Source organism: Huijunlia imazamoxiresistens (genome assembly GCF_037132455.1).
Classification (GTDB): Bacteria; Bacteroidota; Bacteroidia; order Chitinophagales; family Chitinophagaceae; genus Flavisolibacter; species Flavisolibacter imazamoxiresistens.
In genome coordinates this window covers 347478-372216 of sequence record NZ_JBBBEI010000005.1, presented here as the reverse complement: position 1 = coordinate 372216, position 24739 = coordinate 347478, and the positions used below count along the sequence as shown (strand labels likewise).

At 51.3% G+C, this 24739-nt stretch carries 21 protein-coding genes and 1 other RNA gene; 4 read left to right on the top strand and 18 right to left on the bottom strand.

What is annotated here, in order from left to right:
* From V9K67_RS09005 to V9K67_RS08995, 3 genes are all read right to left on the bottom strand, one after another.
* The coding region (locus tag V9K67_RS09005; protein ID WP_336721628.1) for a transaldolase family protein at nt 1–141 on the bottom strand (141 nt) is incomplete at its 3' end.
* A gap of 123 nt (nt 142–264) precedes the next feature.
* Nucleotides 265–363: signal recognition particle sRNA small type (ffs, locus tag V9K67_RS09000), an RNA gene on the bottom strand.
* A gap of 133 nt (nt 364–496) precedes the next feature.
* Nucleotides 497–1774: a type IX secretion system plug protein gene (locus V9K67_RS08995; protein ID WP_336721624.1), complete on the bottom strand. Its 1278-nt coding sequence runs from the start codon at nt 1772–1774 to the stop codon at nt 497–499.
* A gap of 183 nt (nt 1775–1957) precedes the next feature.
* Between V9K67_RS08995 and V9K67_RS08990 the strand changes: the two genes are divergently transcribed.
* On the top strand, nt 1958–3193 hold the full coding sequence (locus tag V9K67_RS08990; RefSeq protein WP_336721623.1) for an ABC transporter permease: 1236 nt from the start codon (nt 1958–1960) through the stop codon (nt 3191–3193).
* Between the two features lie 66 nt (nt 3194–3259).
* On the opposite strand, the gene V9K67_RS08985 is transcribed toward V9K67_RS08990, so the two are convergent.
* Entirely contained in the window at nt 3260–3991 is a 732-nt protein-coding gene (locus V9K67_RS08985; protein WP_336721622.1) for a TrmH family RNA methyltransferase, read from the bottom strand.
* Nucleotides 3992–4054: 63 nt separating this feature from the next.
* Between V9K67_RS08985 and V9K67_RS08980 the strand changes: the two genes are divergently transcribed.
* Nucleotides 4055–6394: a BamA/TamA family outer membrane protein gene (locus V9K67_RS08980; RefSeq protein ID WP_336721621.1), complete on the top strand. Its 2340-nt coding sequence runs from the start codon at nt 4055–4057 to the stop codon at nt 6392–6394.
* 82 nt (nt 6395–6476) lie between these two features.
* On the opposite strand, the gene truB is transcribed toward V9K67_RS08980, so the two are convergent.
* The 3 genes from truB to V9K67_RS08965 all read right to left on the bottom strand — a co-directional run bounded on the left by truB (nt 6477) and on the right by V9K67_RS08965 (nt 10349).
* Nucleotides 6477–7157, bottom strand: coding sequence for a tRNA pseudouridine(55) synthase TruB (truB, locus tag V9K67_RS08975; protein ID WP_336721620.1), 681 nt, complete (start codon nt 7155–7157; stop codon nt 6477–6479).
* 98 nt (nt 7158–7255) lie between these two features.
* Nucleotides 7256–8914 carry a capsule assembly Wzi family protein gene (locus V9K67_RS08970; protein WP_336721618.1) on the bottom strand — a complete coding sequence of 553 codons (1659 nt, stop codon included), beginning with the start codon at nt 8912–8914 and terminating at the stop codon, nt 7256–7258.
* A gap of 31 nt (nt 8915–8945) precedes the next feature.
* Nucleotides 8946–10349, bottom strand: coding sequence for an undecaprenyl-phosphate glucose phosphotransferase (locus tag V9K67_RS08965; protein WP_336721617.1), 1404 nt, complete (start codon nt 10347–10349; stop codon nt 8946–8948).
* Nucleotides 10350–10461: 112 nt separating this feature from the next.
* Here V9K67_RS08965 and V9K67_RS08960 point away from each other — a divergent pair, with 112 nt between their 5' ends.
* Nucleotides 10462–10680, top strand: a complete 219-nt coding sequence (locus V9K67_RS08960) for a hypothetical protein (protein ID WP_336721616.1) — start codon at nt 10462–10464, stop codon at nt 10678–10680.
* Nucleotides 10681–10726: 46 nt separating this feature from the next.
* Here the strand turns inward: V9K67_RS08960 and V9K67_RS08955 are convergent, their stop codons facing one another.
* The 3 genes from V9K67_RS08955 to V9K67_RS08945 are packed head-to-tail and all read right to left on the bottom strand — an operon-like array spanning nt 10727 to nt 13629.
* The gene (locus tag V9K67_RS08955; RefSeq protein WP_336721615.1) at nt 10727–11836 is read right to left on the bottom strand and encodes a DUF1972 domain-containing protein; all 1110 of its coding nucleotides are present in this window, start codon (nt 11834–11836) and stop codon (nt 10727–10729) included.
* A gap of 16 nt (nt 11837–11852) precedes the next feature.
* Nucleotides 11853–12926 carry a glycosyltransferase family 4 protein gene (locus tag V9K67_RS08950; protein ID WP_336721614.1) on the bottom strand — a complete coding sequence of 358 codons (1074 nt, stop codon included), beginning with the start codon at nt 12924–12926 and terminating at the stop codon, nt 11853–11855.
* A gap of 13 nt (nt 12927–12939) precedes the next feature.
* The gene (locus V9K67_RS08945) at nt 12940–13629 is read right to left on the bottom strand and encodes an acyltransferase (RefSeq protein ID WP_336721613.1); all 690 of its coding nucleotides are present in this window, start codon (nt 13627–13629) and stop codon (nt 12940–12942) included.
* A gap of 175 nt (nt 13630–13804) precedes the next feature.
* Between V9K67_RS08945 and V9K67_RS08940 the strand changes: the two genes are divergently transcribed.
* Nucleotides 13805–14335: a hypothetical protein gene (locus V9K67_RS08940; protein WP_336721611.1), complete on the top strand. Its 531-nt coding sequence runs from the start codon at nt 13805–13807 to the stop codon at nt 14333–14335.
* 107 nt (nt 14336–14442) lie between these two features.
* Here the strand turns inward: V9K67_RS08940 and V9K67_RS08935 are convergent, their stop codons facing one another.
* The 8 genes from V9K67_RS08935 to V9K67_RS08900 all read right to left on the bottom strand — a co-directional run bounded on the left by V9K67_RS08935 (nt 14443) and on the right by V9K67_RS08900 (nt 24457).
* Nucleotides 14443–15783 carry a hypothetical protein gene (locus V9K67_RS08935; RefSeq protein ID WP_336721609.1) on the bottom strand — a complete coding sequence of 447 codons (1341 nt, stop codon included), beginning with the start codon at nt 15781–15783 and terminating at the stop codon, nt 14443–14445.
* Nucleotides 15784–15794: 11 nt separating this feature from the next.
* Nucleotides 15795–16502, bottom strand: a complete 708-nt coding sequence (locus tag V9K67_RS08930; protein ID WP_336721607.1) for a glycosyltransferase — start codon at nt 16500–16502, stop codon at nt 15795–15797.
* 5 nt (nt 16503–16507) lie between these two features.
* Nucleotides 16508–17257, bottom strand: coding sequence for an FkbM family methyltransferase (locus tag V9K67_RS08925; protein ID WP_336721627.1), 750 nt, complete (start codon nt 17255–17257; stop codon nt 16508–16510).
* Nucleotides 17258–17308: 51 nt separating this feature from the next.
* Nucleotides 17309–18394 carry a glycosyltransferase family 4 protein gene (locus V9K67_RS08920; RefSeq protein ID WP_336721606.1) on the bottom strand — a complete coding sequence of 362 codons (1086 nt, stop codon included), beginning with the start codon at nt 18392–18394 and terminating at the stop codon, nt 17309–17311.
* A gap of 49 nt (nt 18395–18443) precedes the next feature.
* Nucleotides 18444–19361 (bottom strand): hypothetical protein, encoded by a 918-nt coding sequence (locus V9K67_RS08915; protein ID WP_336721603.1) that lies wholly within the window; start codon nt 19359–19361, stop codon nt 18444–18446.
* A gap of 4 nt (nt 19362–19365) precedes the next feature.
* The gene (locus tag V9K67_RS08910) at nt 19366–20715 is read right to left on the bottom strand and encodes a flippase (protein WP_336721602.1); all 1350 of its coding nucleotides are present in this window, start codon (nt 20713–20715) and stop codon (nt 19366–19368) included.
* Nucleotides 20716–20805: 90 nt separating this feature from the next.
* Nucleotides 20806–21879, bottom strand: a complete 1074-nt coding sequence (locus V9K67_RS08905) for a hypothetical protein (RefSeq protein ID WP_336721601.1) — start codon at nt 21877–21879, stop codon at nt 20806–20808.
* A gap of 166 nt (nt 21880–22045) precedes the next feature.
* On the bottom strand, nt 22046–24457 hold the full coding sequence (locus V9K67_RS08900; protein ID WP_336721598.1) for an SLBB domain-containing protein: 2412 nt from the start codon (nt 24455–24457) through the stop codon (nt 22046–22048).
* Nucleotides 24458–24739 lie beyond the last annotated feature (282 nt).

Sequence of the window (24739 nt, the reverse complement as noted above, 5' to 3'; positions counted from 1 at the left end):
GTAATGCTGGTTGATGGCTTCTTCGCCCTTGATGCCTTCTTTGGCCATCAGCGAGGGGTTGGTGGTTACTCCGTCCAAAATGCCCAGGGCATGCGCTTCCCTGATCTGCGCCAGGTTGGCGGTGTCAATAAAGAATTTCATAAGTGTTGAGCCCGTTGCGGGAATTGATTGTTATAAAAATTTGTTAGGTGTACAAATATAAAAGAAATAGAAGTGGTGCAGGGGCATAAAAAAAGCCCCGTAAGGAGCATAGAAGAAAAGAAAAAAAGGCAGGCTACTTACATCGCACCGCTACAACCACCTACCCTTGCTATCTTCCGATCCTGGGGGGTTCAGCAGGAGCTGGTCGTGTAAGACCTGCCGGGTGCAAATATAGGAGCTTAACAATTACCGGCAAGAAAAATTTTAAAAAATTTTCTTGCCGGTAATTGTTAAGGAGTTTACGGGTTTACGAGTTGGCCGACGCCCGTAAGGAACTCGTAAGCTCGTAAACTCTCTAAAAACCTTGTCGGTTTAAAATAGAATTGACCGTCGTAAACGCAAGCAGTTCGTCGGCACGGGCGCCGAAGGGACGGAAATAGACCAGGACGGTATAATTGTTTTCGGTGCCCCAGTAATTGCCTTCGGTCTGGCTGAAATCGGGAAAGCCTTTTTTGCCGTTGGAGGGCAGGGTGACGTAGTTGTAATTGTAGTAACCCTGTTTGAGGAAGAGCGTTTTTTCGTAAGCGCCGCGGTCGGCATTGAAGTTCATGCGGCCCGAGGTATCCTGGGCGTACCGCGTCAGCTCGCCAAACAGGTACAGGTCGCGGCCTTCGAAGGGGCGGTTGCCCGGCGGGAAGTAGCTGAACTGCACCGTGGCATAGTCGCCCTGCCAGAAGGGGTTGATGCTTTCGAGGGCCTCGATGGTATAGCTGCCATTCAGGTCGCGGTAATACACATAGGCCTGGTCGGTCCGCTGCCCATCGGGCTTTACGGTCACCAGGGTGTTGTTGCCGCGGGCCTGCAGGTCGAGCATGCGGTCGCTTTTGAGGCGGAAGCTGCGCAGGTCGATCCAGCGGAACTCCTTGCCCGCCGGCAGCACGGTCACCGCCTCGTCGTTGTACTCATAATAATTCCCCCGGTAGATGGTGGGGCGCTCCATGTAGAGGGCGGTCTGCCAGTTGTTGTTTTGCAGCACCACCACTTTCAGGTCATTGGGACTGAGGTTCTGCACCCGCGAATCGGTCCGGACCGTTACCTGCAGCTTCTGCGAGGATTGCATGCGGGAGTTGAAGGGCTGCTGGATGACGGCGGAGACCGCCGCCTTGTTTTCCACCACCACGAAGCGCTTGGTGAAGACCAGTTGCGACGTATCGCCATTGAGGAACACTTTCAGCAGGTAATTGCCCGAGCGGATGGGCGCCGAGTTGCGGTCGGGCACCACCGCCTGGTAGTGGGTGTAGCGGGTAAAGGCGATGGAGGAATTGCGGTAGGTGGTGATGCGCACGTTCTGGAAGCCCCTGGTGTATTCGAAGGTGCGCAGCATGCTGGGCGTCCAGTCGGCATTGCACAACTGGAAGGAATAGTAATAATTTTTCACGTCGCCTTCCAGGTCGTCGAAATGCAGCTCCAGCACATCGCTGGTATTCAGGGTCAGGGCCGGGAAGGTGGCCTGGTCGCCATTCTTATACAGCTTGATGGAATGGATGTCCTCGTCATAGATCCTTTCGGCCTGCTGGGCATATAAAATCCGGGAGCAGCACAATAAAAAGAGGAAAAAGAACTTTTGAGTCATATGGTATTACTGGTTAGGTCTGAAGATACAGGTCGCCCGCTAAAATTAAGGAATGACGCGGGACAACCCCCAGGGGTTGCAATTTTTTGCAATGCCCGCCCCAGGTTCTGCCAACGCCTCCGCACCTTGCTTATTGCTTATTGCCCATTGCCTATTACATTTGAAGCCTCTAACCCATAATCGGTGAACATTTCCTCCTTCATAGCGCGGCGTATTGCCTTTAACCAGCAAAAATCGTTTTCGCGGTTCATTATCCGGCTGTCCGTAGCGGCAACGGTCATCAGCGTCATGGTCATGATCGTCACGCTGTCCTTTGTCAACGGCTTCCAGGAGACCGTCAGCCAGAAGGTGTTCAGCTTCTGGGGACACGTGCGCATCCAGTACCGCCAGCCCATGAAGGCCAACATCGCCGAGGAGCAGCCCATCGAAAAGAACGACTCGCTGGTGCACAACATCGCCCGCTTTCCACAAGTAGAGTCCGTTCACCCCTTTGCCACCAAGTATGCCATCCTCAAAACCGCCGAGGACATGGAAGGCGTGCTGCTGAAAGGACTGGACTCCACCTACGACTTCAACCACCTCTCCGGCTTCCTGCAGCAGGGGCGGTGGATCCGCTTCGGCGGCCCCTCCTACAGCCGCGAGATCGTCATCTCGGCCTACACTGCCAAACAGCTCCAGCTGAAGGTGGACGACCGCATCCTTATTTATTTTGTGCGCCCCGACGGCTCGCTGCGGCCCGACAAGCTGACCGTCACGGGCATTTACAAAACGGGCATCGAAGAATACGACAAGACTTTTGCCATCGGCGACCTGCGCCTGATCCAGCGGCTGAACGGCTGGGAGGCCGACGAGATCGGCGGCTACGAGATCTTCCTGCACGACTATGAACAGATGGGAGCGGTCAGCGGGGCCATCTACGAGCATGTGCTGTTCCCACTGCTGTGGGAAACCAAAACCATCAAGGAAATTTACCCCAACATCTTCGACTGGCTGCAGATCCAGAATACCAACCAGGGCATCCTCATCACCATCATGGTGGTGATCGCCGCCATCAACCTGATCACCTGCCTCATCATCCTGGTGCTGGAGCGGTTCCGCATGATCGGCATCCTCAAAGCCCTGGGCGCCACCAACTGGGCCGTCCAAAAGGTTTTTCTGCACCACTCGGCCCTCATCACCTTTACCGGCATCCTGATCGGCACGGCCCTGGGCCTGGGCCTGCTGTGGGTGCAACAGCAAACGGGCTTTATCCGCCTCGACGAGGACGCCTACTACATGTCCACCGCCGCCGTCAAGGTCAAATGGTGGCAGGTGGTGGCCGTCGCCGCCGGCACCATGACCGTCTCCTTTTTAGTACTGCTGATCCCCTCGCTGATTGTGCGGAATGTGCAACCCGTTAAGGCGATTCACTTTAGATAGAAGTTTACGGGCTTACGAGTTGCTTGCGCCCGCCAGGAACTCGTAAACTTGTAAACCCGTAAACGCTCAACCTAACAAATGTGACAATATAATACCGGTGGCTACCGCCGCATTGAGCGATTCGGCCTCCCCTTTCCGGGGGATGGTGACGTGCTGGCTGGCGAGCTGTTGCAGGTCGGGGTGGATGCCTTTGGACTCGTTGCCGATGATCAGGACGCCGTTGGCGGCTTTGGGCAGCTCGTAGAGCGGCCGGCCGTGCAGCGTGGCGGCATAGACGGGCGCCTGCTGGCGGTACAGCCACCGGCCGTCGGCATCCGCAAAAACGTTTACCCGGGCGATGGAGGCCATGGTGGACTGTACCACCTTGGGGTTGTAGCGGTCGGCGCAGCCCTCGCTGCAGACGATGTCGCGGATGCCGAACCAGTCGGCGATGCGGATGATGGTGCCGAAATTCCCCGGGTCCTGGATGGCGTCGAGGTACAGGCAGAATTGTTTTTGGGGATCGGGCGCATGCACGGGCAACTGCCGGAAAACGCCCAGCACGGCGTGGGGCGTCTGCAGCTGCGAGATGCGCACCAGTTCCGCAGCGGAAATGGTGCGGACCGGCAGGTGGCGCAGCAGGCCCTCGTGCTCCTGCACCCATTCTTCCAGGCCGTAAATGGCCTCCACGCCCTCGGGCATCAGCCCCAGCAGTTCGGATACGATCTTGGGCCCTTCGGCTATAAAAACCTTACCTTCATCGCGTTGCTTTTTGTGGCGTAAACTTTGAATATCTTTAACCTCATTTTTACTCAGCATAGTCGGGGCTTTATCTATATGTTTAATCTTGCGGCAACTTCATACAGGCAATTCACCATCATTTTGTTCGCCGTTCTGCTCCTGCTCCTTTCTTCCTGTACCATCGTAAAAAACTACCCGGTGCGCCGGCCGTTCGTTTACGAGGTCAATATTAACGTAAAAGGCAAATTTAACACCGATGAAAGGAAACAACTGGTAAACCAGTTGCAGCAGCAGCTGCACGACAGCCTGCAGTTGAATAAAGTGGAAAAGCTGGTGGGCTGGCGCAAATACCCCCGCTTCTTTTATACCGAGCTGGTGAAGCCGCCCGTCTGGGACAGCGCCCATGCCACCCGGTCGGTGATCTTTTTGCATGCCCTGCTGAATTCGCTGGGCTATTACCGCGATACCATCACCTACGATACCAGCCTGCGGGTGCGGGGCGACCAGCACCGCGTGACGCTGAACTTCAACACCATCCCGGGCAGGCTGATCAAGCTGGACTCGGTGGCCTACCGCCTCGGCAGGGACACCCTGGTGCTGGCTGCCAGCGGCGATACGGTGCTGCAAATATTTGGCGACGACTCGCTGCAAAAGGTGACCGATGCCGCCATGGCCGACGCCCTGCTGAAGCGGGGCGAGCCCTTTGCCAAGGGGCTGATCTCCACCGAGCTGAACCGCCTGACGGACGTGTACCGCAATTCGGGCTACCTGCGCTTTTCCCGCGAGGACCTGGTGGCCGTCTGGGACACGGTGGGCCTGGCCCTGCTGCGCCCGACCCTGGACCCCTTTGAACAGGCCAACCAGCTGCAGGAGCTGCAGCGCCGCCGCGAGAACCCCACCGCCGACCTGGAGGTGCGCCTGCGCCCGGATGCCGACTCGGTGCACCTGGTGCGCTACCATGTGGGCAATGTGACGGTCTACCCCGACTGGAGCCTGGATTCGGCTTTTTACCAGCCCACCGTTACCTATAAAAACGGCTACAAGATCGTGTCGAACCGCAACCTGTTCACCCCCGGCACCCTCACCGAAAATATTTACCTGCGGCGGGGCGCCCGCTACAGCCAGCGGCGCTACCTGCAAACCCTCAGCCGCTTCAATTCGCTGCAGGCCTGGCGGCTGGCCAACATCGAACAGGTACCACGGCCCGGCACCGATTCGGTAGACTTTGTCATCAAGCTCACCCCCGCCCGCAAATACCTGTTCACCTCCAACCTCGAAGGCAGCCGAAACTGGAACGACTTCATTAATTCCGGCAACCTGCTGGGCCTGGGCGTGAACCTCAGCCTGCAAAACCGCAACTTCGCCCGCCGCGCCAACCAGGCCGCCAGCAACTTCCGCTACGGCATCGAACTGAACGCCTCCGACGAGCTGATCCAGAGCCAGCAGGTCACCGTCGGCCATACCTTTAACTTTCCCCGGCTGGTGCCCGAACTGCCGTTTATTCCCGACCGCCTGAAGGATAACTTCAATACCGTCTTTGCCTTCAACGTCAACAACTACGACCGCGTACGGTTCCTGAACCTCACCTCCTTCAATACCTCCTGGGGCTATAAGTTCAACTGGCGTAACAAGCTGCTCGAGATCCGCCTGCCCAATATCGAATACTCGTTTTTAAACCGCCGGGAGGACCTGGAAAAGCTGATTGCCGAAAACGCTTCCTACAACTTTATTTTCAATAACGGCCTGATCACCTCGGCCCTGGCCAGCTATACCCTTACCCATGCACGCAAAGTCACCACCAGCCTGGCCCGCTTCAACTGGGAAATGTCGGGACTGCTGCCGGGACTGGTAAAAACGGATTTTTTGGAGAACAACCTGTACCGCTTCATCAAGGTGGACGCCGAATACCGAAAAACGCACAAGCTGACGCCCCGTACTGAGTTTGCCTGGCGGGCCTTCGGGGGGGCAGGCTACGAACTCCCTTCCAGCCGGCACCGCTTCAACCGCTACCTGCCCTTCTTCCGGTCGTATTTTGCGGGCGGCGCCAACAGCATGCGGGCCTGGGGCCTGCGCAAGCTGGGGCCGGGCTCCGCCATCAAATCCTTCGACCGGCAGATCGCTCCCGACCGCTTCGGCGACATCCAGCTGGAAGCCAACGGCGAATACCGGTTCTACCTGACCGAGATCAGCGGGGTGCGGCTGAACGGCGCCCTGTTCACCGATATCGGCAACGTCTGGTTCCTGCGCGAAAACCCCGACTTCCCCGGGGGCGCCTTCCGCCTGAATAAGTTGTGGAAAGACCTGGCCATCGGCTCGGGCACCGGCCTGCGGGTGGACTTCGGCTTTTTCCTCATCCGCCTGGACTATGCCTACAAGGTCAAGGACCCCAGCCCCGGCGATGCCGCCACGCAAAACAAATGGTTTTACCACTGGAACTGGCTGAACGGGCAGTTGCAGCTGGGGGTGAACCTCCCTTTTTAAAGTTTACAGGTTTACGGGTTTACGAGTTCCATACGGGCGCCAGCAACTCGTAAACTTGTAAACTCGTAAACTTGTAAACTTCTTATGAACCCAACGCCTCTTTAATGTGGAGTTCTACCTGCTCCATGCTGTGGGCATCCTGTACCCAAAATTCGCCGATGCGGGTGCGGCAAAGGGCGCTCAGGTAGCCGCCGCAACCCAATTGGGCGCCGAAATCATTGGCCAGGCTGCGGATATAGGTGCCCGTGGAACAAACCACCCGGAAATGAATAAAGGGCAGCGAGATATCGGTGATATCGAAGGCGGATATGGTAACGGGACGGGGCTCCAGCTTGACGTCCACGCCTTTGCGGGCCAGCTCGTACACCCGTTTGCCTTCTTTTTTAATGGCCGAATGAATGGGCGGCACCTGCAGGATGTTGCCGGTAAAGACACGGGCCGCTTCTTCCAGCTGTTCGCGGGTAAAGGGCTCGTAATGCTTGAAATTTTCCGGCTCGCTTTCCTTGTCGTAGGTGGGTGTGGTTGCGCCCAGCGTGATGGTGCCGGTATATTCTTTTTCCTGCGCCATGTACTCGTTGATCTTCTTGGTAAACTTGCCGGTGCACACGATCAGCAGGCCGGTGGCCAGCGGGTCGAGCGTGCCGGCATGCCCGACTTTCTTGGTGCGGGAGAGGTTCCGCACCTTGCGCACTACGTCGAAGGAGGTCCATGTCAGGGGCTTGTTGATCAGCAGCACCTGGCCCTGCTCAAAAATATTTTCCATGTAAGCGTTTAAAATAATAGCGGCAAAGCTAAGTGGCAATGTACAATAAGCAATCGGCAATGGTGTAGGTGAACATTGGAAAAGAAGTATGAAAAGGATCAAAAAAGGTAGGAAACCGAAAAGCGGGCGTGCAGGTTGTTGACATCGCGTTTGCCGTCGGCGGGGCTGTGGTTGTTGCGCCATTGGTAGTTGTAGGAGCGCACCAGGGAAAGGTTGGCGGAATAGACCAGGTTTTGGCGGACCCAGTTTTTCCGGGCATTGGCCGACACGTCCACCCAATGGCCGTCGTAGCTGAGGTCGGGCACCACGGCATACTGGTAAAGATCATTATTGCGGACTACCCGTTCCAGCGAAAAGTTCCAGCTGTCGAGGCCGTGGAGCCAACTGAGCCCGATGGTCTGGCTGTTGCTGCCCGGCCCGATGCCCGCGCCCAGCACCTGGCCCCGGTGGGTGTAGCCATGGCGCACCTGGTGGTGGACATACCAGGTGGGAACGGCGCGGAAGCGGGCCGTGGGCGGATTCTGTAATTGGGTCAGCTCGATAAACAATTCCAGGTCCTTGCCCTTGCCGGCAGGAAACAGCTTGCGCCCGCCCAGGATATACCCCCGGGCGTGTTCCGGCTCCAGCAACAAGTCCCGCGAATTGGCGGAATGGTCGTTCCGCCCGTATTCGGCGTACACCTCCGCCCGGTCCCTGGGAAGTACCAGCCGCAGAAATACGGACAGCAACTGATCCCGTTTCAGGTCGTCTTCGTTGGCCGCGTTATCCTTGAAAAATTTTGCCACCACGGGCAGGTAACCGCCGATACCCTGAATATCGGACCGGTACAGGTAGAGTACCCTGGAAAAACCCAGGTACAGGCCCTTGGTCCATTTCGGCTGCCAGGTAAGAATCATCCCGTTCAGGTAGCGCTCCTCTTCCTGTTTCGGAGCGTAAAGCGGGACCCCGGTATACCTGCGGGAGGTATCGTCCGGCAGCAGGCCCGAGTTGGCCAAAAGGCCGGAAACGACCTGCCATTCAAAAGCCCCCACGGCGGAAAGCACCGGTGCGGAGGTGTTGAAGGTCAGGTGCGGAAAGCCGGGAGCCGTGTTGCTCATCAACAAGGAATTCCGAATACCCGGCCCCCACCACAGGTTTTCAGTGGACAGGCCTGCGGACAGCTTTTTCACATGAAGGCGCACACTGGATTGGCCGGGAAATAATCTGGAGTACGAACCGCTGCCGAATTTTTCAGGATGATCGATGCGGTTTTGTACCTGGGTATAGTAGCTGTACCACATTTCGTCGGTATGGCTGGAGGGAAAGGTGGAAAAGTTCCGGTTCCCGGCCACTACCAGTTCGGGCTGCAGTTGCACACTGACGAATCCCAGGCGGGCAGCCACGCCCATCGACAGCTGGTTCTGGTAGCCCCTGGCCGGGATCATCGATCCGTCGTTCCAGCCATAGGGATGGTGGGAATTGTATTGTTGGGTAAGTGTGACCGGCAGCAGGCGGGCAACGCCCCTGCCCCCTGCAAATGTCACAGGAGCGAGTCTGCGGCGGTGTGGTGCCAGGCTGGCCAGCAGTGTATCGTAGGCAGCTACAGGAAACGAAAGCGGGCGCACGGCAAAGGAAGGGAGGCTGTCGCCTTCGCCGGCGATTTGCCGGCGGCGCAGGACCTCCTCCAGAACGGGGGTGCCTACGGGAATTGTTTGTGCAGAGGAGGAAGTGGCCAGGAACAGGAGCAGAAAAGCAAAAACCAGGTACGAATTTTTCATGTAAACCATTTTAGGGAGAGGCAGCGCTCCCTTACAAAGCATTCTCCTCCCCTTTCACCATGTTTACCAAGGTTTGCACGATGATTTGGAGGTCCAGCGGGAACGTCCAGTTTTCCATGTACCACATGTCCAGTTCCACGCGTTTTTGCATGAGATGTGGCGTGGACGTTTCCCCGCGGTAACCTTTTACCTGGGCCCAGCCGGTGATGCCGGGTTTCACCCAGTGACGCATCATATAGTTATCCACGGAATCCTTCGATTGCAGGTTCAGCGGCACCGGATGCGGGCGGGGGCCCACTACCGACATAGAGCCGAGCAGCACGTTAAAAAACTGCGGCAGTTCATCCAGGTTGGTCTTGCGTAAAAACCGGCCGATGGGCGTGACCCTCGGGTCATTGCGGGTGGCCTGCCGGTAGCGGCCCTTCTCGTCTACGTCCGTGCTGGTGGCTACCATGGAACGGAACTTATAACACAGAATGGGTTTGTTGTTCAGTCCCCAGCGCTCCTGTTTAAAAAATACCGGCCCTTTGGAGCCCCACTTGATCAGCAGGGCAATCAGCGGAAACAACCAGGAAAAAATAAAAACAATAACGAGCACCGAAAAAGCAATATCAAACAGCCGCTTATAATAACGGTTATCGCTGATGTCCAGGGGCAGGTGCCGCAGGGTAATAACCGGGAAGCTGCCTATTTGATCAAGGCGCAGCCTTTTTCCGCCGAAACGCTCGTAGTCGGGAATGATGCGGATGCGCTTTCCCTCCTTTTCCCCGATAGAAACGATTCGCTCGATTTTGTTTTCTTCAGAAGAAGGAAGGGTCACAATGATATCATCCAGGTCGTAGCGGGCAATCACCTTTTCAATTTCGGTTGTTTTGCCCAGGTAATGACCGTTCAGGGAAGGATGTTTCTGGTCATCCACAAAGCCGGTCAACTCAAAACCGTAATGCAGGTCCTTCACGTATTTCTGGTAAAAACGGATACCCGTATCGCCGGCACCGACAATCAAAACTTTTCTCTTTACATTGTCGCTGTTCCGGAGCCTTTTTAATGCCATCCGGAAGAATAACTTTTGGAAGGGCACCAGCACGAACAGAAGGGAACAATGAAATATGACCAGCCTGCGGCTAAAGAGATATTCGTGAAAGAAAAGAAACAGGATACAGGTAATGAGCAGCGAATACAGAACAAATGCCTTCAAAAAAACGATCCACTCGAAGGAGAAGGGCTTTTCCCGGAAATCATTGTACAATCCTGAAGTGCGGGCCGAAAAAAGCCAGCAGCCCAAACCGGTCATCAGGATCAGCATATTGTGATTGGCCAGCAGGCCGCCGTAATCTTTAAATAGAAACCGTTGGGTAGCCAGGATGCACAGGCTCAAAGCGAGCAGATCGCACAGGATACGGGCTCTGACGGAAATAAGGGGCAGTTTTCGCATAGTTAAGGTTTTTTCGTTCAGCGGTAAAAATCTGATGCAGGAATGTGCTGGTCACATTGGTTACATCAGGTAAAACGAAAAACCATGCGTAAAAATAACACCCGGCAAAGGGGTGAAAAAGTGGTTATCGGGTTCATCCGCAGATCAAGTTATGGTACATAAAGCAGTGACTTACACACAAGTTGTAAAATTAGGTTATTTCACCATTCCATTTTATCTGCCTCTGACCTATTTTGAAGGAAAAGTTTCCCCCCTGCTGCTTATGCTAAAGGCTGCGCAATTTCATAAGAGAATACCAGTAAAAACCACAAGAGCAATCACTGATACGTGACCGAAAATACTTGCCGGAGCCCGATAGCCTGCCCGTATAGCAAATGTTAATTCTTTTTTGCGGTCATATCCTGCAACAACTCAAAATACTGACGGCTTATCTTTTCCCAGGTGTAATTCTCCGTTATACGTTGCCGGGATCTTTCCCTGTAGGTTTCCAGGGAACTATGGTCCTCTTCCAGCGTGCGGATCAGGCGACAGAGGTCTCCCTCCTCTTTTGTGAAGTAGATGCCATACTGGCTGTGGTTCAGCACTTCCCTGCTGAACACGGTATCCAGCGCAATGATGGCGCAGCCATAGGCCAGGGCCTTCAGCAGGGTAGGATTGGTGCCGCCGAACTCGTGGCCATGGAAGTAGGCAAAGCAATTATGGTATAACTCCGCCAGTTCATCCTGGTTATTTACATACCCGGTAAAGATGATACGGTCATCCTTAATCTTTTTAATGTTGGTCGCATATTCGTCCTGGTAAGGAACATCGCCCACAATGACCAACTTTTTGCGTGTATCGGATTTGGCGAACTCCTGCAGGATCAGCAGGGCGTTATTATCGGGGATCAGGCGGCCTACAATGAGGTAGTATTCCTCCGGCTTCAGTTTCCACCGGTCGATCAGGGCGGGCTGCCGGGAATACCGCACATTGGCACCATAAGCGATAACCGCGGAATCCGTCTGAAACTCTTCCAGGTATACCTGCCGCATGCCTTCGGCATCGGTAATGATCCGGTCCATCCAGCGGGTCGCCATCTTGGAAGTAAAGTAAAAAACTTTCGCGCCAAGCCCTTTCCACTTGGGCCGCAGCCATTCCAGGCCATCCACGTTAATGGCCGTTTTCTTCCGGAAAAGCTTGGTCAGCACGCCGAATATGCCATTGGCCGAATTGACATACAGTATGGCATCATACCCCTGGAAGAGGGCATGCACGGTACTCAAAAACGAATTGGACCACTGGCTGAGGCTCTTGGACCTGATGCAGGGCATGTAGTGCAGGCGGATGCCTTTTACTTCCTTTGGCCGGGCATCGAATAATTGCCTGTGGCAGTAAACGTGCACCTGCACATCCATATTCACCAGGCGAGGCGCTACCTCTGATACAAAGGTTTCGTAACCACTATAAACATACGGATAACCTCGGGAGCCGATAATTGCAATTTTCATCCAATAATAAATTAAATCAAATAACCTGTTTGTATGCTTCAAGGGTCTTTTGGGCCGTTACTTCCCAGACATAATTCTTCTCGATCCGATCCCTGAACTCCGCGGGATATGGGAGGTCATAGGCACGGACAACAGCTTTTTTTATAGAGTCGATATCATCAGGCTCGCAATAGAAGGCATAATTGCCGAAGTACTCTTCCGTATCGCCTTTCCTGGTTACAACAATATTGCAACCCAGAAAAGCGGCTTCCAGGCTGGAAAGACCGGTGGTCTCAAACCAACTGGGCAGAACATGCACTTTAGCCTTGCGATAAATCTCTTTTAACTCCTGCTGGGAAATATGGTCCAGAAAAGTAACGTTCGCGCCGGCAGCCTGGATACACTGCTCATAATAAGACTGGTGGTTGGGGGATACTTTGCCAATAAGGCACAAGGAAATATCAAGCCCCTGCATTGCCCGGATCAAATTCAGCTGGTTTTTTAACCCTTCGATCCTGGCGACGCAAATGACCCCTTCGCGCTTTGAAGGATCTTTTTCCGACCAGAACTTTTCCTTATCAATGGCATTGGGAATCACGGCAAAGGGTTTCTTCACTTGCAAGTCCCGGTCCACCCTGGCCATTTCGCTGAAGGAATTGGGCAAAAGATAACTTGCCTGCTTTACCAGCCATTTCATGGACCTTTTATGCCCCCAAAACAAGTAGTGGGGACTGACGATCTTTTCGCCATTCAGGATGGCCCTTGCCAGTACTTTGACGTATTCCGTTTTATGTTTGCCCAACACCTTGGCCATCAAGCCGAAAAATCCCTGGCGGTTTTTCTTCTCGTACTCGGAATAGTCAACATAAACCGTAGACAACACAAAAGGTTTACCCGACTGTTTCACGTGGTACACAAAATCATTTGGCCGGATAAGGTTGAAGAGGTGCAGCAGGTCATAGGCCTGGTAATCTATGGAAACATCATGGGCCAGCCGAATGTCCACCTCTACGCCCAGTTTCCGCAAATATTTTGCCGTCGATTCAATCTGGATCGTATCTCCTCCCGGGGAAGAATACAGCGTTGCCCGGCTAATCATTAATACTTTCATGCGCTTATCGGGGTTATATCCTTTTCCTGATGAATTTTGCAGGCACGCCGCCATAAATGGAATCGCGCAAATAAGTTCCCTTGGTCAGTAATGCCCCTGCTGCAATAACACAACCGTCCTCAACAGTCACCCCGTCCAGTATGGTAACCTTAGCTCCGATCCAGCAGTTTTTCCCCACCTTGATTCCCTGGTGATTGACCCCCTGCAGTCGGATGGGCATTTCCTGGTCGGAATAATTATGGTTTTCGGAATGAAAGGTCACGTAATTGCCGATGATCGTATCATCGCCTATTTCGATGCCGCCGGCGCAACCTAAAAAACTGCCCGAGCCGACACCCACATGGTTTCCGATGTGTAACCCCTTTCCCAGGAACTTTAAATTACCCGTGCATTCCACGATACAGTTCTTTCCAAAAGACGAACTTTTTCCGATACGGATCCCATTGCGGGAAAGAGCGTCAAAGTAACATCCCCGTTCTATGGTCACACTGCTTCCCAGGGAAATCTTTGAGGTGCATTTGATTACCGTTTTGGCACCAAGGAAAAACAGCCCGTCCTTTCTGCAAAAAACCAGCAACCCCCTCATGATCATGGCAAGGCGATACCAGCTTGTGAAAAACAGGTAGGTTACAGGAATATCCTCATTCAACTGGTAAGGCTCCTTTTTCAACCTGCTGATGATTCCGTTAAGGATTTGTCGCATTCTGGGTTCTTTTATGTTTCAGGTGGAACTTTACGGTTTGGTGAACAACATACAGCCTGGTCAATAATTTATAAAGCAGGCTGGAGTTTTTTGTCAGTATCAGTAACGACTTTCTATGGTTGTAAAACCTCCGCAACTTGTTTTCGTAAGGTTCCTCCTCGTTAACCGACATAGAGTGATTAAAAAAGCAGTTCAGCACAAAGAAGTGTTCATTCTTTTTCCGGTATTGGACGGAAAAGAAGGTATCAATGCCATAAAAGGAAAGGTTTTCATTGAATCCCTGGAACCTTTCATGAAGGAAGCGCATGGAAACGCACATTCCGCTGGTGATGACACACATATCCCGCGTACTGTTGACGCCATAGCGCACTTCCTGCAAAAGCTTGCCCTTGAAATTATAAAAATGCCCGGGACTCATAATCATCTCCTTATGGCGGATCAGCGGAACAAACAGGTTCACATGGCCAAAGTCCTTTTTAGCGGAACCAATCTGGAGGAAATAGTCTTTTTGGAAGCTACTGTCCTGGTCAAAAATAATGAGGTGCCCGTACTGCCCGTTTTCGGAATATACTTTATTGTAAATTTTGGAAAGGGACGTATTGATGGCTGTATGGATGTAGGAAACCTCCTGAAACTCTTTGTGAAGCCATTGGACCTGCCCTTCGGCCACGGGGGTGGGCGAATTATCCCAAACAATTATTTTTGACCCTTCCAAATACTCCTTGCAGCTCAGCAGGGATTGAATGGTCGGACAATCTGCGATATCCATTTTATAAAGCACTATAAGGATACAGTACTCGTTCAATGCGCTATTCATAAAGCCAACATTTTTTGTGGTTTCTTTTCGGCTAGCTTTTCAAATCTGGAAACAAAGAAAAACAACAACAGGTAAAAAAGCTGGACCGTTGCCGAACCGATCGTGAAGTGAAAGCCAAACGTGTAAAGGAAAGAGAAGAAAAAACCATAACAGGAGTAATACAATATCCTATTGGAACTATCCCGCTCCTCATACCGGAGGTACCGGGCATGCTCATTCATTTTCCTCAGGGGCACCAGGTAAAACCTGAGATACAGGGGAACGAAAATCCCGAACAACAGAATAACAGAAATGTAAAAGGAATCGAAATAAACATTGGTCATTTCCGCGCCAAACCCCATTCCCATGGGAACGAAGTTGGAGGGCAGACTGGAATATTGGATCAGCCGTCCCAATGCAGACAGATCATCGGTAACCCCGAATATCAGGGAAATAAACGTTACGGAAAGAAAAGCTATCGGAACAAAAAAGCTGAACAGGAATTTGGAAGAGGGCCGGAAATACACCAGGAAGGAACAGCACAATCCGACCAACAGGATGATAAACCCGATCCGGGTTCTTGACAATACCTGCCCGTATCCCAGAAGCACCAGCAGCATCGCCGGCACTACCTTTCCTATAAGAGGTTCCCTCTTGATGAAAATACGGAAAATCAGCATCAGCATCGAAAAGGACAGAAAAGAAGCGTAAATAAGCGGGCTTACGAAAATGCTGGTAACACGAAGTTGACCGTCGCGAATAAAGTCAAACTCATGATCTTCAATGGGATTCAAGCGGTTGATGTAGTCATAAAACCAAAGGCGCTTCAGATCATTGTCAAAGGTCAGCTGCTGATAAATAGCAAATAATACGATGAATACCGTTACAGAAATCAACAGGTTAATAACAAACCTGGAGGAGATCCTGTTAAAAATGGAAGTTTTATACAACAGGAAAGACCACAGAAAGGGCAGCAGGTACATGCGCCATCCTAAAAACACCTGGCCGGCAGGCGTACCGTTCATCATGCCCCCAACCGAGCCTACTGCTGTTAAGAGTATAAAGGAAAATAAAAATGTCCGGTCGAACTTATTGAGGTAAAAAGACTTGTTTTTACCCGGCATCATTAACAGGAAAAGCAAAAACAGGAACAAGTATTCCTGCCATGACTTAATAATATTCAGAACAATAGGGGAAACGTAGGGTGAAATGCTGATAAATACAATATCGTAAAATGCGATAAAGCAGATAAGGAAAAAGAAAAACACCGCCTTTTCCCTGTAAAAGAAAGACAGGAAAAAGTACACATAAACCAGTGAGAAAAAGAACAGGAAAAGGATATCGATTAACGCCTGCACAGAAGGAAATTTTATTTTACTGACCTGATCTTATTGATTAAGCCATAATTGAGCTTAAAATAAACTAAGGAAAAGAATGAAAAGACCCTTCCGTAATTCTTATGCACCACCTTAAATATCTCGTTAAAATGTTTTTTATTCTGAGAGGTCCCCTCCACACTGTGATAAGAGGTAACCAGGGAATGGTCGATCAGCACCTTCTCTTTGTTTTTAAACAGATTTTGGTTCATATCGAAATCTGCAAAAATTTTAAACAGCAGGTTGAAGGTGCCCATTTTACTCTTGCGGTAATAGGTTCCCTGGTGATGAAGGGTATTTTCCAGGATGATCCTTGCCGAAAAAGAAGGCTTGAATACCTTTCCGCTGGAGAGCTGAACAGGAAAAGAAATCGCTGCGGCATTTGTGTGCTCTATCCTTTTTAGTTGCGCTACCGGGCAATCCAGCAGGCGGTCACCTATATTGATAAAGCAAACAAAATGCCCGCGGGCTTTTGCCAATCCCTTGTTCATAGCGTCATAAATGCCCTTATCGCGTTCGGAGACCCAGCTACTGATCCGGTCGGAGTACTTTTTTATAATTTCCAACGTTCCGTCAGTGGATTCCCCGTCAATAACGATGTATTCAACCGTATCGGACACAAAGGGCAGAATACTTTTAATGGTTTGCTCCATTTCTGCGGCTCCATTGCGGACTACCGTAATATAAGTAATCAGGCACATGGGTATTAATGAGCTTTAACCTCCTGGTTCCTGACAAAAATGGCATCGATCTGGAAGATCTGGCCGGTTTTGTAATCCGAAAACGCGGGAAAAAGGGAATAAAAGGAAAATCCCATCGCCTCAATCTTCTCCATCATTTTATAATACAGGAGGCTGCTATCATAAAGCGGGATAAAGGACAGCTCCAACTGTAGTATTTTCACGTGCTCCAGCGTATGGACCGCACCATTCAGAACGCTTTCCTCGTAGCCCTGCACATCTATTTTAAGGAAGGTATTCCGCTTTGCCAGGTTTTGATGCTGCAGGTAATTGTCCAGTGTTGTGATGGGTACTGTAATGGCATCAATATACCTGGATTCCGGCGCCAGGTCCGAATGAGCGCTCAACATAGGCAAAATGGAACTGCTTTCCGTATTGCCGGCGACGTTTATCCGGATCTCCCCGGTCTCAGCTCCCAGGGCAAGGTTCTCTGCCCGCCAGTTCGGGTAACGCACAGCGTTCGAATGCAATTGCTGAAAAACGTCAGGCAGCGGCTCAAAGGAAATAATGTCACCCTTAAAATGTGCCGTCAGCAACTCCAGGGCGAATTGGCCAATATTGGCACCAATATCCAGCACCAGGTCAATCCCGTAAGTCTTCAATAAATATTCAATAATCTTATCTTCCGAGTTCAAAGGTGTCTTCTTATGCAGTAGAATATCATTCTGAGCCAGAAAAGATTGAAAACTATTTTTTAGAGATTTAACTATTTTCACTTCCAAGTATTGATTTAATCGCTTCTGTAAAATCTTTGCAGTTATCGTTTCCTAGTGATTTAATGCCGCCTCATAGACGCCGTTGGTCGCTTTGGCCGTATGGGCCCACGAAAAAGAACGCAACCGGCTTTCTCCCTTTTTCCGCAACTCGTTCCGCACTTCCCTGCTGGAATAAACCTTTTCCATGGTCCTGTTCAAGCTCTCCGGGGATTTGGGGTCAAAGTAAAGAGCGGCATCCGAGGCCACTTCCCTAAAACAATCTATATCACTGCAAATAACCGGGCATCCGGAGTAAAAAGCTTCCAGGATAGGGATTCCGAAGCCTTCCATCAGTGAAGGATAAATAAAGCAAAGGGCTTGCTGGTACAAGGAGTACAGGGTGTCTTCCGAGGTTTCCCGCAGAAAAATCACTTTATGCTCCAGACCCAACTGGCTGATCAGTTCCTTTTCCTCCCTGCTGACCTCTTTACCCACTACCTTCAGGGATACAGGCTCTTTCTTCAGGAAGGAAGCCAGTCCTTTTAACGCGAACTTGAAATTCTTATACCCGTCCCGGTACCCCACATACAGTACGTATGCTTCCCCGGGGTTATAATCTTGACGCATCCCGGAATACTTGCTGAAATAATCAGGTTCGCCATGATGGATAACGGTAATCTTTGCCGGATCGATCCTGGAAAACACGGAAATATCCTTCTTTGTAGCTTCCGATATGGCAATTACGGCAGACGCTTTTTCCAAAAGTTGCCTTTTGCAATCCACCAACTGCTTAAACACGCCGTTCCCGGACTGATATTCCCATTCCGGTATCATATCGTGTATGGTTAAAACATAGGCGGGGACATCCTTCCGGCCCAGGAAGTACGTATCGTAATAGGTGGGATGAAACACCTCAACATTTTTGAACCTATTGATTACAAGCCGGTTATTAATATAGCCAACTACTTTTTTCCGGCCTTTGAAATCTATTATTTTTTTCTCTCCATCCAGGTAATGATTATCCGTTCCAAAATGCACAATCTCATAGGCATGCTGATTCTTTAGCCGAAGCAGGCTTTCATACAGCTTGAAATGGTATCTGGCGACGCCCCCAAACTTGTAGGACAAAAATATTTGATGGTCAAAGAGGACTCTCATAATCGATTATTCTGGTAATGAACGATCCAACGCAGGCCTGCATTCAGCCTTAAGCAACGCTCCGGTCTTTTGGTAACAAATGGGAAAGCTTCCATTTTATTTTATCGGTGATGCCCGGTTTGCGGAACAGCTTTTTCATGGAATACCTATCGGCTTCATAGTGGGGAATTAAGATATGGCAATCCTTTATTTCATCCTTTATCACCTGGGCAGGCAGATCCGACACGTCTTTATTCCGTTTTTTTGTATGGGTAGCCATCTGGTCAAACCCAATGTTCGAAATTAAATTCAGGTTCGGAGCGATACATAAGCCATTGTTCTTCCAGATGGAGTAGACCCATTGATAATCCCACGTATTTATGGCACCCTTCTTCGTTCCATAAAATGCATCCTTCCAATAACCCGGGTCATCCATGATGCCTTTATACAAGTTGTCGTCAAAAAACGTTTCCAGGCCGGTCATCTCGATATCATACTTTTCCCAGGCCCTCCTCCAGCTGGCCCAGCCCCATACATGGCAGATACGGGAAAAATAATAGGTCCCCGCCCCCCGCTGGTTTCCATCCTGAAAATTGACGCCGCTGATATGCATCACGGAGTCGTTATGTTTAAACTTTTCCAGCAAATGGTCGCAATAGTCGAAAAACGAAGGCGAGGGAAGACAATCATCTTCCAGAATGATCCCCTGCTCCTCGTGCTGGAAGAACCAGGTAATTGCAGAGCTTACAGCAAGTTTGCATCCCAGGTTTTCCTCCCGGATCAACTTCACCACCTCGCAGGGCCAGTCTACGGCATCAAAGATTTTGATCGTTTGCCCGATATTGCGGACATCCTCTTCACGGCCTTTCCGCGGGCCGTCTACAGCAATATACAATTTGCCCGGCCTGGCCTTTCGCACCTCTTCAAATACTTTCTGTGCATGCATCGGCCTGTTAAAGGCTATCATTAATATGGGCGGAACCGGCATATGGTTAAATATAATTTTTTAAGGAAGGTCGAAAGATGACTACAAATGATTTTACCTGGAGCCAGAAGATCTCACGTGTCTTTGAGGAAAAAGCATTGGCAATAACGGAAGCAAAGGCCTGGGCTATCAGCGTTGCGACAGCAGCTCCCAGGCTTCCATATTTCGGTATCAGCATGATATTCAGGCAGGCATTGACGGCAGCTCCGATTGCCGTACGCCAAATCATATATTTCTGAAGGTCCTTGACAATAAACCAGTTACTGCATCCCACACCCAGGTATACAAATACGCCGGTCCAGATATGAATGGACAATATGCTGCCGATACCTGCAAACTTGTCGCCGTAAAGCACCCCGGTTATCCATCCGGAAAATACCATGATCAGGAGGGACAGGGAAACCGATATAGTGGTCAACAGGTTAAAAAGTTTTTGAAAACCATTCATAAAATCGGCTTCGCTTTTCTCCCTCAATTTTAAAATAGCGGGATAAACGGATATGGAAATGGCACTGCCGATAAAATACCATATTTCAGACATACGAACCGCCGCACTGTACTTTCCTAACTCTGCATTGCCGACCATATTCTTGATCATTACCTGGTCGAGCCGGGTATACAGCGTAATGAGCAGCTCGGAAACAATAAAGGGCCAGGAGCGCCGCAGCAAATCCCTGATCAATGAAAAATCAACCTTCCAGTCCGAAAGCCGCTGATGCGAAACATTAAAATAAAAATACAGAAGAATAATCGCCGACACGACTACCTCCATCAAGGTGAGCAGGGCAAAAAACAACAGGCTGAAACCATAAACCAGTGCAATGATCTTCAACACGTTCATCAGCAGGTACGCACTGGTTTTGGCTACCACGCTGTTCCGGGATTCCATCCGGGCCTGATAAAACAAATCAAAAACATCCGTCGCCTGGAAAATGCATTGAAACGACAGAATGATGAGTAAGGAGCGGGTTAACTGCTCATCCCTTAACGAAAAGGAATACAAATAAAGCAGGAAGGCGACCAGGGACCCGGAAAATATTTTTATGATGAATCCGGTAAATAAAACCTTTCCCTTGTCGGCCGATTTTACCAGGTCCGTTAATAAAATATTATTTAATCCAAGATTTACGAAAGGAATAGCAAGGCTTACCAGACTATAAGCATAATTCCATGCGCCAAAGTTGTAGGGGCCCAGGTATCGTGCAAACCAGATTCCTACGAACAGTCCCCCTACCATGCGGATGATCTTGTCCAAGATAACCCACAGGGAATTGAAAATTATTTTCTTCTTGCTTTTTAGGCTCTGGAAAAGGCTTTTGCCTTTTAGCGGTCCGATTAAACTTGCAAGGGCTGGCATGGACGGGTTCAGGAGTTTTGGTACTGTAGAGGAACCAGGAATTAAGCCTTCTACAGGAACAGTTCATTTATTCGTTACAACAGGCTGGCATTATTGGAGCACTTTCAGGGCACTGGAAAGGAGCTTCACCAACCCTAAAACCATAATCGTTAACAGCAGACTTGCAAAGGAAAATCCGGCTATGATTAAAGTCCTTCCCATCTTCGAATCCGGAATCGGATATTTGGGCTTATCCAGGATCTGAATCACCGGCATTTGCTGACTTAAGGAGATCCGGCTGATTTCCAGGTTCTTTATAATCTCGGTATACAAGGCACCTAAGACATTTTTGTCCCTCATCTTCAGTTCCGAAGGCACACTCAAGGTTTTAAATGCCGGGTTCGCGTCCAACACGATAGCATCCGCAGCTTCGAAGGACTTGTTGTTCAGCAGAGCTAATAGGGAGTCGGACTTTCTTTCCAGCCGGCTTACATTTTGCTGGGCCGTATTGGTTTTTACCGTAATGTAAAAGGATTTCGATTGCTCGATAATCCGTTCGGTCATCAACTTGGCAAAATAAGGATGGGCAGCAATGACCTTAACCTTGATGATGGTACCTTTCTTATCGACCCTTTCCGCGGAAACGGACTTCAGGGATAAATAATCATACAGTAAATTCAGGACGCTATCCTGTTGCACCGATAGTTCTTTGCCTGCCGCCAGGCCGGCATAGGAAATACCGCTGTCTTTCGACTCCTGCGACCGGGACCATTTTTCCTTCCACCCGCTAAACTCCAGGAACATATCCGCTAATGTCGGGCTGTTGGAAGTACTGTCCACCCTGGAAAGCAATACCTTTTGGATAATGTTCCTTGATTTCAGGATATCCAGTATATTATCCCCGGCAAAAATGCTTCCGCCCCCGCTCAATCCCCCCACATCGATATTAAATTGAGAGGCAATGCTGCTCAATCCTCCCATCCCGCTTTGTTTCTCCTCCAGGATAAACGTACATTCCGCCACATACTTCGGCTTTTGCTTATAGTAGGCGACAGCCCCCAATACTGCGCCCAGTACAGCCGCCAGTATCAATAACCAGCTTTTCCTGCGGAGGTAGACCAAAAAGGATTTTATATGGCGGGCAATATCACCCAGGGAATAATGGTCTTCTTTATTTTCTTCCATCGAAAAAACAGTTTAAATAATCATTTTCTGCGAACCGGGCAGAGCTTCGCCACCTCAGTCCCACAAATACTTTATAAGACTTTCTTCAAAGACTACGATCATGTTTTACCGGCACGAATCCCGCCGGAACCGGTTGCCAGTACCCACCTGGTAGCACCTGATTTACTTATCGCATAAACACCGCCACGGCGGTAATCAGCCCGGTAATAGCCGAAATGACCAGGCCGGCCTGTCCTGCATTGAATTCCCGCTTTGGCTTCTGGGGCACAAATACGCTGGAACCGGGATAAATGCGCGGGTAGCGGCGAAAGAGGCCCAGGACCTTTTTGGTGCTGGCCGAACTGCCGTTGGCATAGATGACGAAGGCTTTGCTTTCCTTGGCCCGGCCGGTTACCCCGCCCGCGTCGGACAGGTAGTCTTTCAGCTTCTTGCCCCGCTCGTACATAATATCCAGCGGCTTGAACACTTCGCCACCCACGCTGACGGTATTGTTGATGCGGGGGATGACCAGTTCGTCGCCTTCTTCCAGGGTAATATCGTCCTTGCTGCCGGGATGCTTTAAAATGTAGCCCAGGTCGATAGCTACGTCGGTGGTCGTCTTTTCCAACTGGCGGTTATTGATTACTGCCGTATCCCTGGACGTGGCCATGAATAACCGCCTTACTTCGGCGGTATCCACCACCTCTTTTTTCTTGCGGATCAGCTTTGCGCCGCTCACATTCGCCGTATACAGGAGGCCGCCGGAACGCTGGATCAACGAACTCAGGTGCTCCTCGCGGCTTTGCAGGGTGTACACGGCCGGCATCAGCACCTCGCCGGAGATCTTCACACTGATCTGCTTTTTATAAAAAGGATCTTCCTTTACCGTTACGATATCAAAGGGCATCAGCTTCAGGTCGGCCGAACCGGCGGACAGTTCCTTGTTATCGTCCACGCGGATCAGCTCCACGATATTGCTGCCGGCCTTGTTCACGTCCACATCCCTGCGGCGACGGGAGATTTCGATGCCCATGCCGGTAGCGTGATCGGAAAATCCATGCGCTTTCATAACCAGGGCTTTCAGGGAGATGCCGTCCTCGTAGCGGAAGACGCCGGGCTGGCGCACCGCCCCGTTGATGCTGACGGTAGCCGTATCGCGGAGGTCGAAAATGGAGGCCACCACCACGCTGTCTTCGCGATGCAGCAGCAGGCCGGTTTCCTTACCGGCGATCAGGGGCTTCAGTTCAATGGACAGGTATTCCCGGGTCAGGTCCTGGCGGGTACGCACCACCAGGGCGCGGCCGGTAAAGACGTCTTCTTTCAGGCCGTGCGCCTTGTCGATCAGTTGCTTCAGGCTCATGCCGGGCTCCAGCGCATAGGAGCCGGGCTTGAAGACGGCGCCCTGGATGATCACCCGGTTCTGGTAGCGGTTGATGACCGAGTCAATAAAGAATTCATCGCCGCTGAGCGGCTTGAAAAAGGCGAGCGAATCGCCGGACACGTCGATCACCTTGCGCTCCAGGTCGGCAAAGCGGTTGCCGGTCAGGCGGCCGCGGAAGGCCCGGCTTTTAAAGCCGCCGGCAAACTCCAGGGCATCGGCCAGGGTTTCGTTTTTCTGCAGTTCAAAAATGCCGGGGCGGTTCACCTCGCCGTTCAGCGTGATGTTCAGGCGGGCAAAGGGCACGCGGATCACGTCGTTGTCCTCGAGCCGCACGTTGCCGCGCAGGTCGCCCCGCACCAGGAAGTCGTACAGGTCGGCGGTTTGCACCACCTTGTTATTGCGGATCAGTTCTATATTCCGTAAGGAGCCGTTCTCAACGGGGCCGCCGCTGACATAAAGGGCATTGAACAGGCTGGCCAGGGAAGGAAGGGTGTAGGTACCCGGGCGGTTGATGGCGCCGATCAGGATCACGCGGATACTGCGGATGTTGCCCAGGGCCAGTTGCAACTTCGTCTGCCCGCTGCCCAGGGCGGGGTAATACTTAGCCAGCCGGCTTTTGAGCAGGGCGGTGGCCCCTTCGATGCTCAGGCCGTTCACATTGATCACCCCGGCATACTTCACGTTCACGGTTCCGTCGGGGGAAACCTTCAGGGTCTGCTGCGACAGGTTCAATCCGAAAATATTCAGGATCAGCTCATCATCAGGACCGATGATGTAATTTTTGGGGGTGGGCATCCGCAGGTTGGGCTCGAACGTAAGGTTGGAAACGGAAAAAAGTTCGGAGCCGAACACCCGGGAGCGTTTTTTCAGGCTTTCCGGCGACTCGTAGGGCGGCGCCACCAGTCTGGGTGCGGTGCGTTTGGTATTCGCGGCCGGTTGCTCCGCAGCCCCGGCAGCTTCCCCGGCGGCACCTTCCAGCTGCGCCATGCGCAACTTCAGCTCCGCCAGCTCCGTAGCCGACAGGCCCCGGCGGCTCAACTCGGCTTCCATCTGCTCCGGGCTCATCCCGCTGGATTTTGCTTTTTGCATGTACTCCTGCAACTGGCTGTCGGAGATCTGCGACGCTTTAATACCGCCCAGGTTGGAAGGATACTGGGCAAAACCGGCAGTACCGGCACACAGACACAGGAAAAATAGAATATATTTTAAGAAGCTCATACTCAGTTAATTTAGATGCCCGGCAGGGATAAATAAAAACCCCTAGTACACCATAACGCCTTGCATTTGAGTTAAATATGATTAACGTTCATTCATATTTAACGCGCGCAAAGATAAGACATCGGCTTGTTCATGCTTCGCGGGATACTTTAATTATTTCAAAAAGGCGTGCAAGCATGGTAAACCCTTATGCGGAAAAATACGCTCCGCCGGGGGACAGGCATGAGCGTTAGAAAAAGTGAGAAAAAACCGGTAGAAAAGAACCAAACGGGAGGGCTATGC

Coding starts and splice junctions, on each gene's coding strand:
- truB (WP_336721620.1), bottom strand. CDS start 7,157: ATGGAAAATATTTTTGAGCAGGGCCAGGTGCTGCTGATCAACAAGCCC.
- V9K67_RS08945 (WP_336721613.1), bottom strand. CDS start 13,629: ATGCGACAAATCCTTAACGGAATCATCAGCAGGTTGAAAAAGGAGCCT.
- V9K67_RS08930 (WP_336721607.1), bottom strand. CDS start 16,502: ATGTGCCTGATTACTTATATTACGGTAGTCCGCAATGGAGCCGCAGAA.
- V9K67_RS08985 (WP_336721622.1), bottom strand. CDS start 3,991: ATGCTGAGTAAAAATGAGGTTAAAGATATTCAAAGTTTACGCCACAAA.
- V9K67_RS08965 (WP_336721617.1), bottom strand. CDS start 10,349: ATGCGAAAACTGCCCCTTATTTCCGTCAGAGCCCGTATCCTGTGCGAT.
- V9K67_RS08995 (WP_336721624.1), bottom strand. CDS start 1,774: ATGACTCAAAAGTTCTTTTTCCTCTTTTTATTGTGCTGCTCCCGGATT.
- V9K67_RS08970 (WP_336721618.1), bottom strand. CDS start 8,914: ATGAAAAATTCGTACCTGGTTTTTGCTTTTCTGCTCCTGTTCCTGGCC.
- V9K67_RS08950 (WP_336721614.1), bottom strand. CDS start 12,926: ATGAAAGTATTAATGATTAGCCGGGCAACGCTGTATTCTTCCCCGGGA.
- V9K67_RS08905 (WP_336721601.1), bottom strand. CDS start 21,879: ATGGAAGAAAATAAAGAAGACCATTATTCCCTGGGTGATATTGCCCGC.
- V9K67_RS08920 (WP_336721606.1), bottom strand. CDS start 18,394: ATGAGAGTCCTCTTTGACCATCAAATATTTTTGTCCTACAAGTTTGGG.
- V9K67_RS08900 (WP_336721598.1), bottom strand. CDS start 24,457: ATGAGCTTCTTAAAATATATTCTATTTTTCCTGTGTCTGTGTGCCGGT.
- V9K67_RS08955 (WP_336721615.1), bottom strand. CDS start 11,836: ATGAAAATTGCAATTATCGGCTCCCGAGGTTATCCGTATGTTTATAGT.
- V9K67_RS08915 (WP_336721603.1), bottom strand. CDS start 19,361: ATGCCGGTTCCGCCCATATTAATGATAGCCTTTAACAGGCCGATGCAT.
- V9K67_RS08910 (WP_336721602.1), bottom strand. CDS start 20,715: ATGCCAGCCCTTGCAAGTTTAATCGGACCGCTAAAAGGCAAAAGCCTT.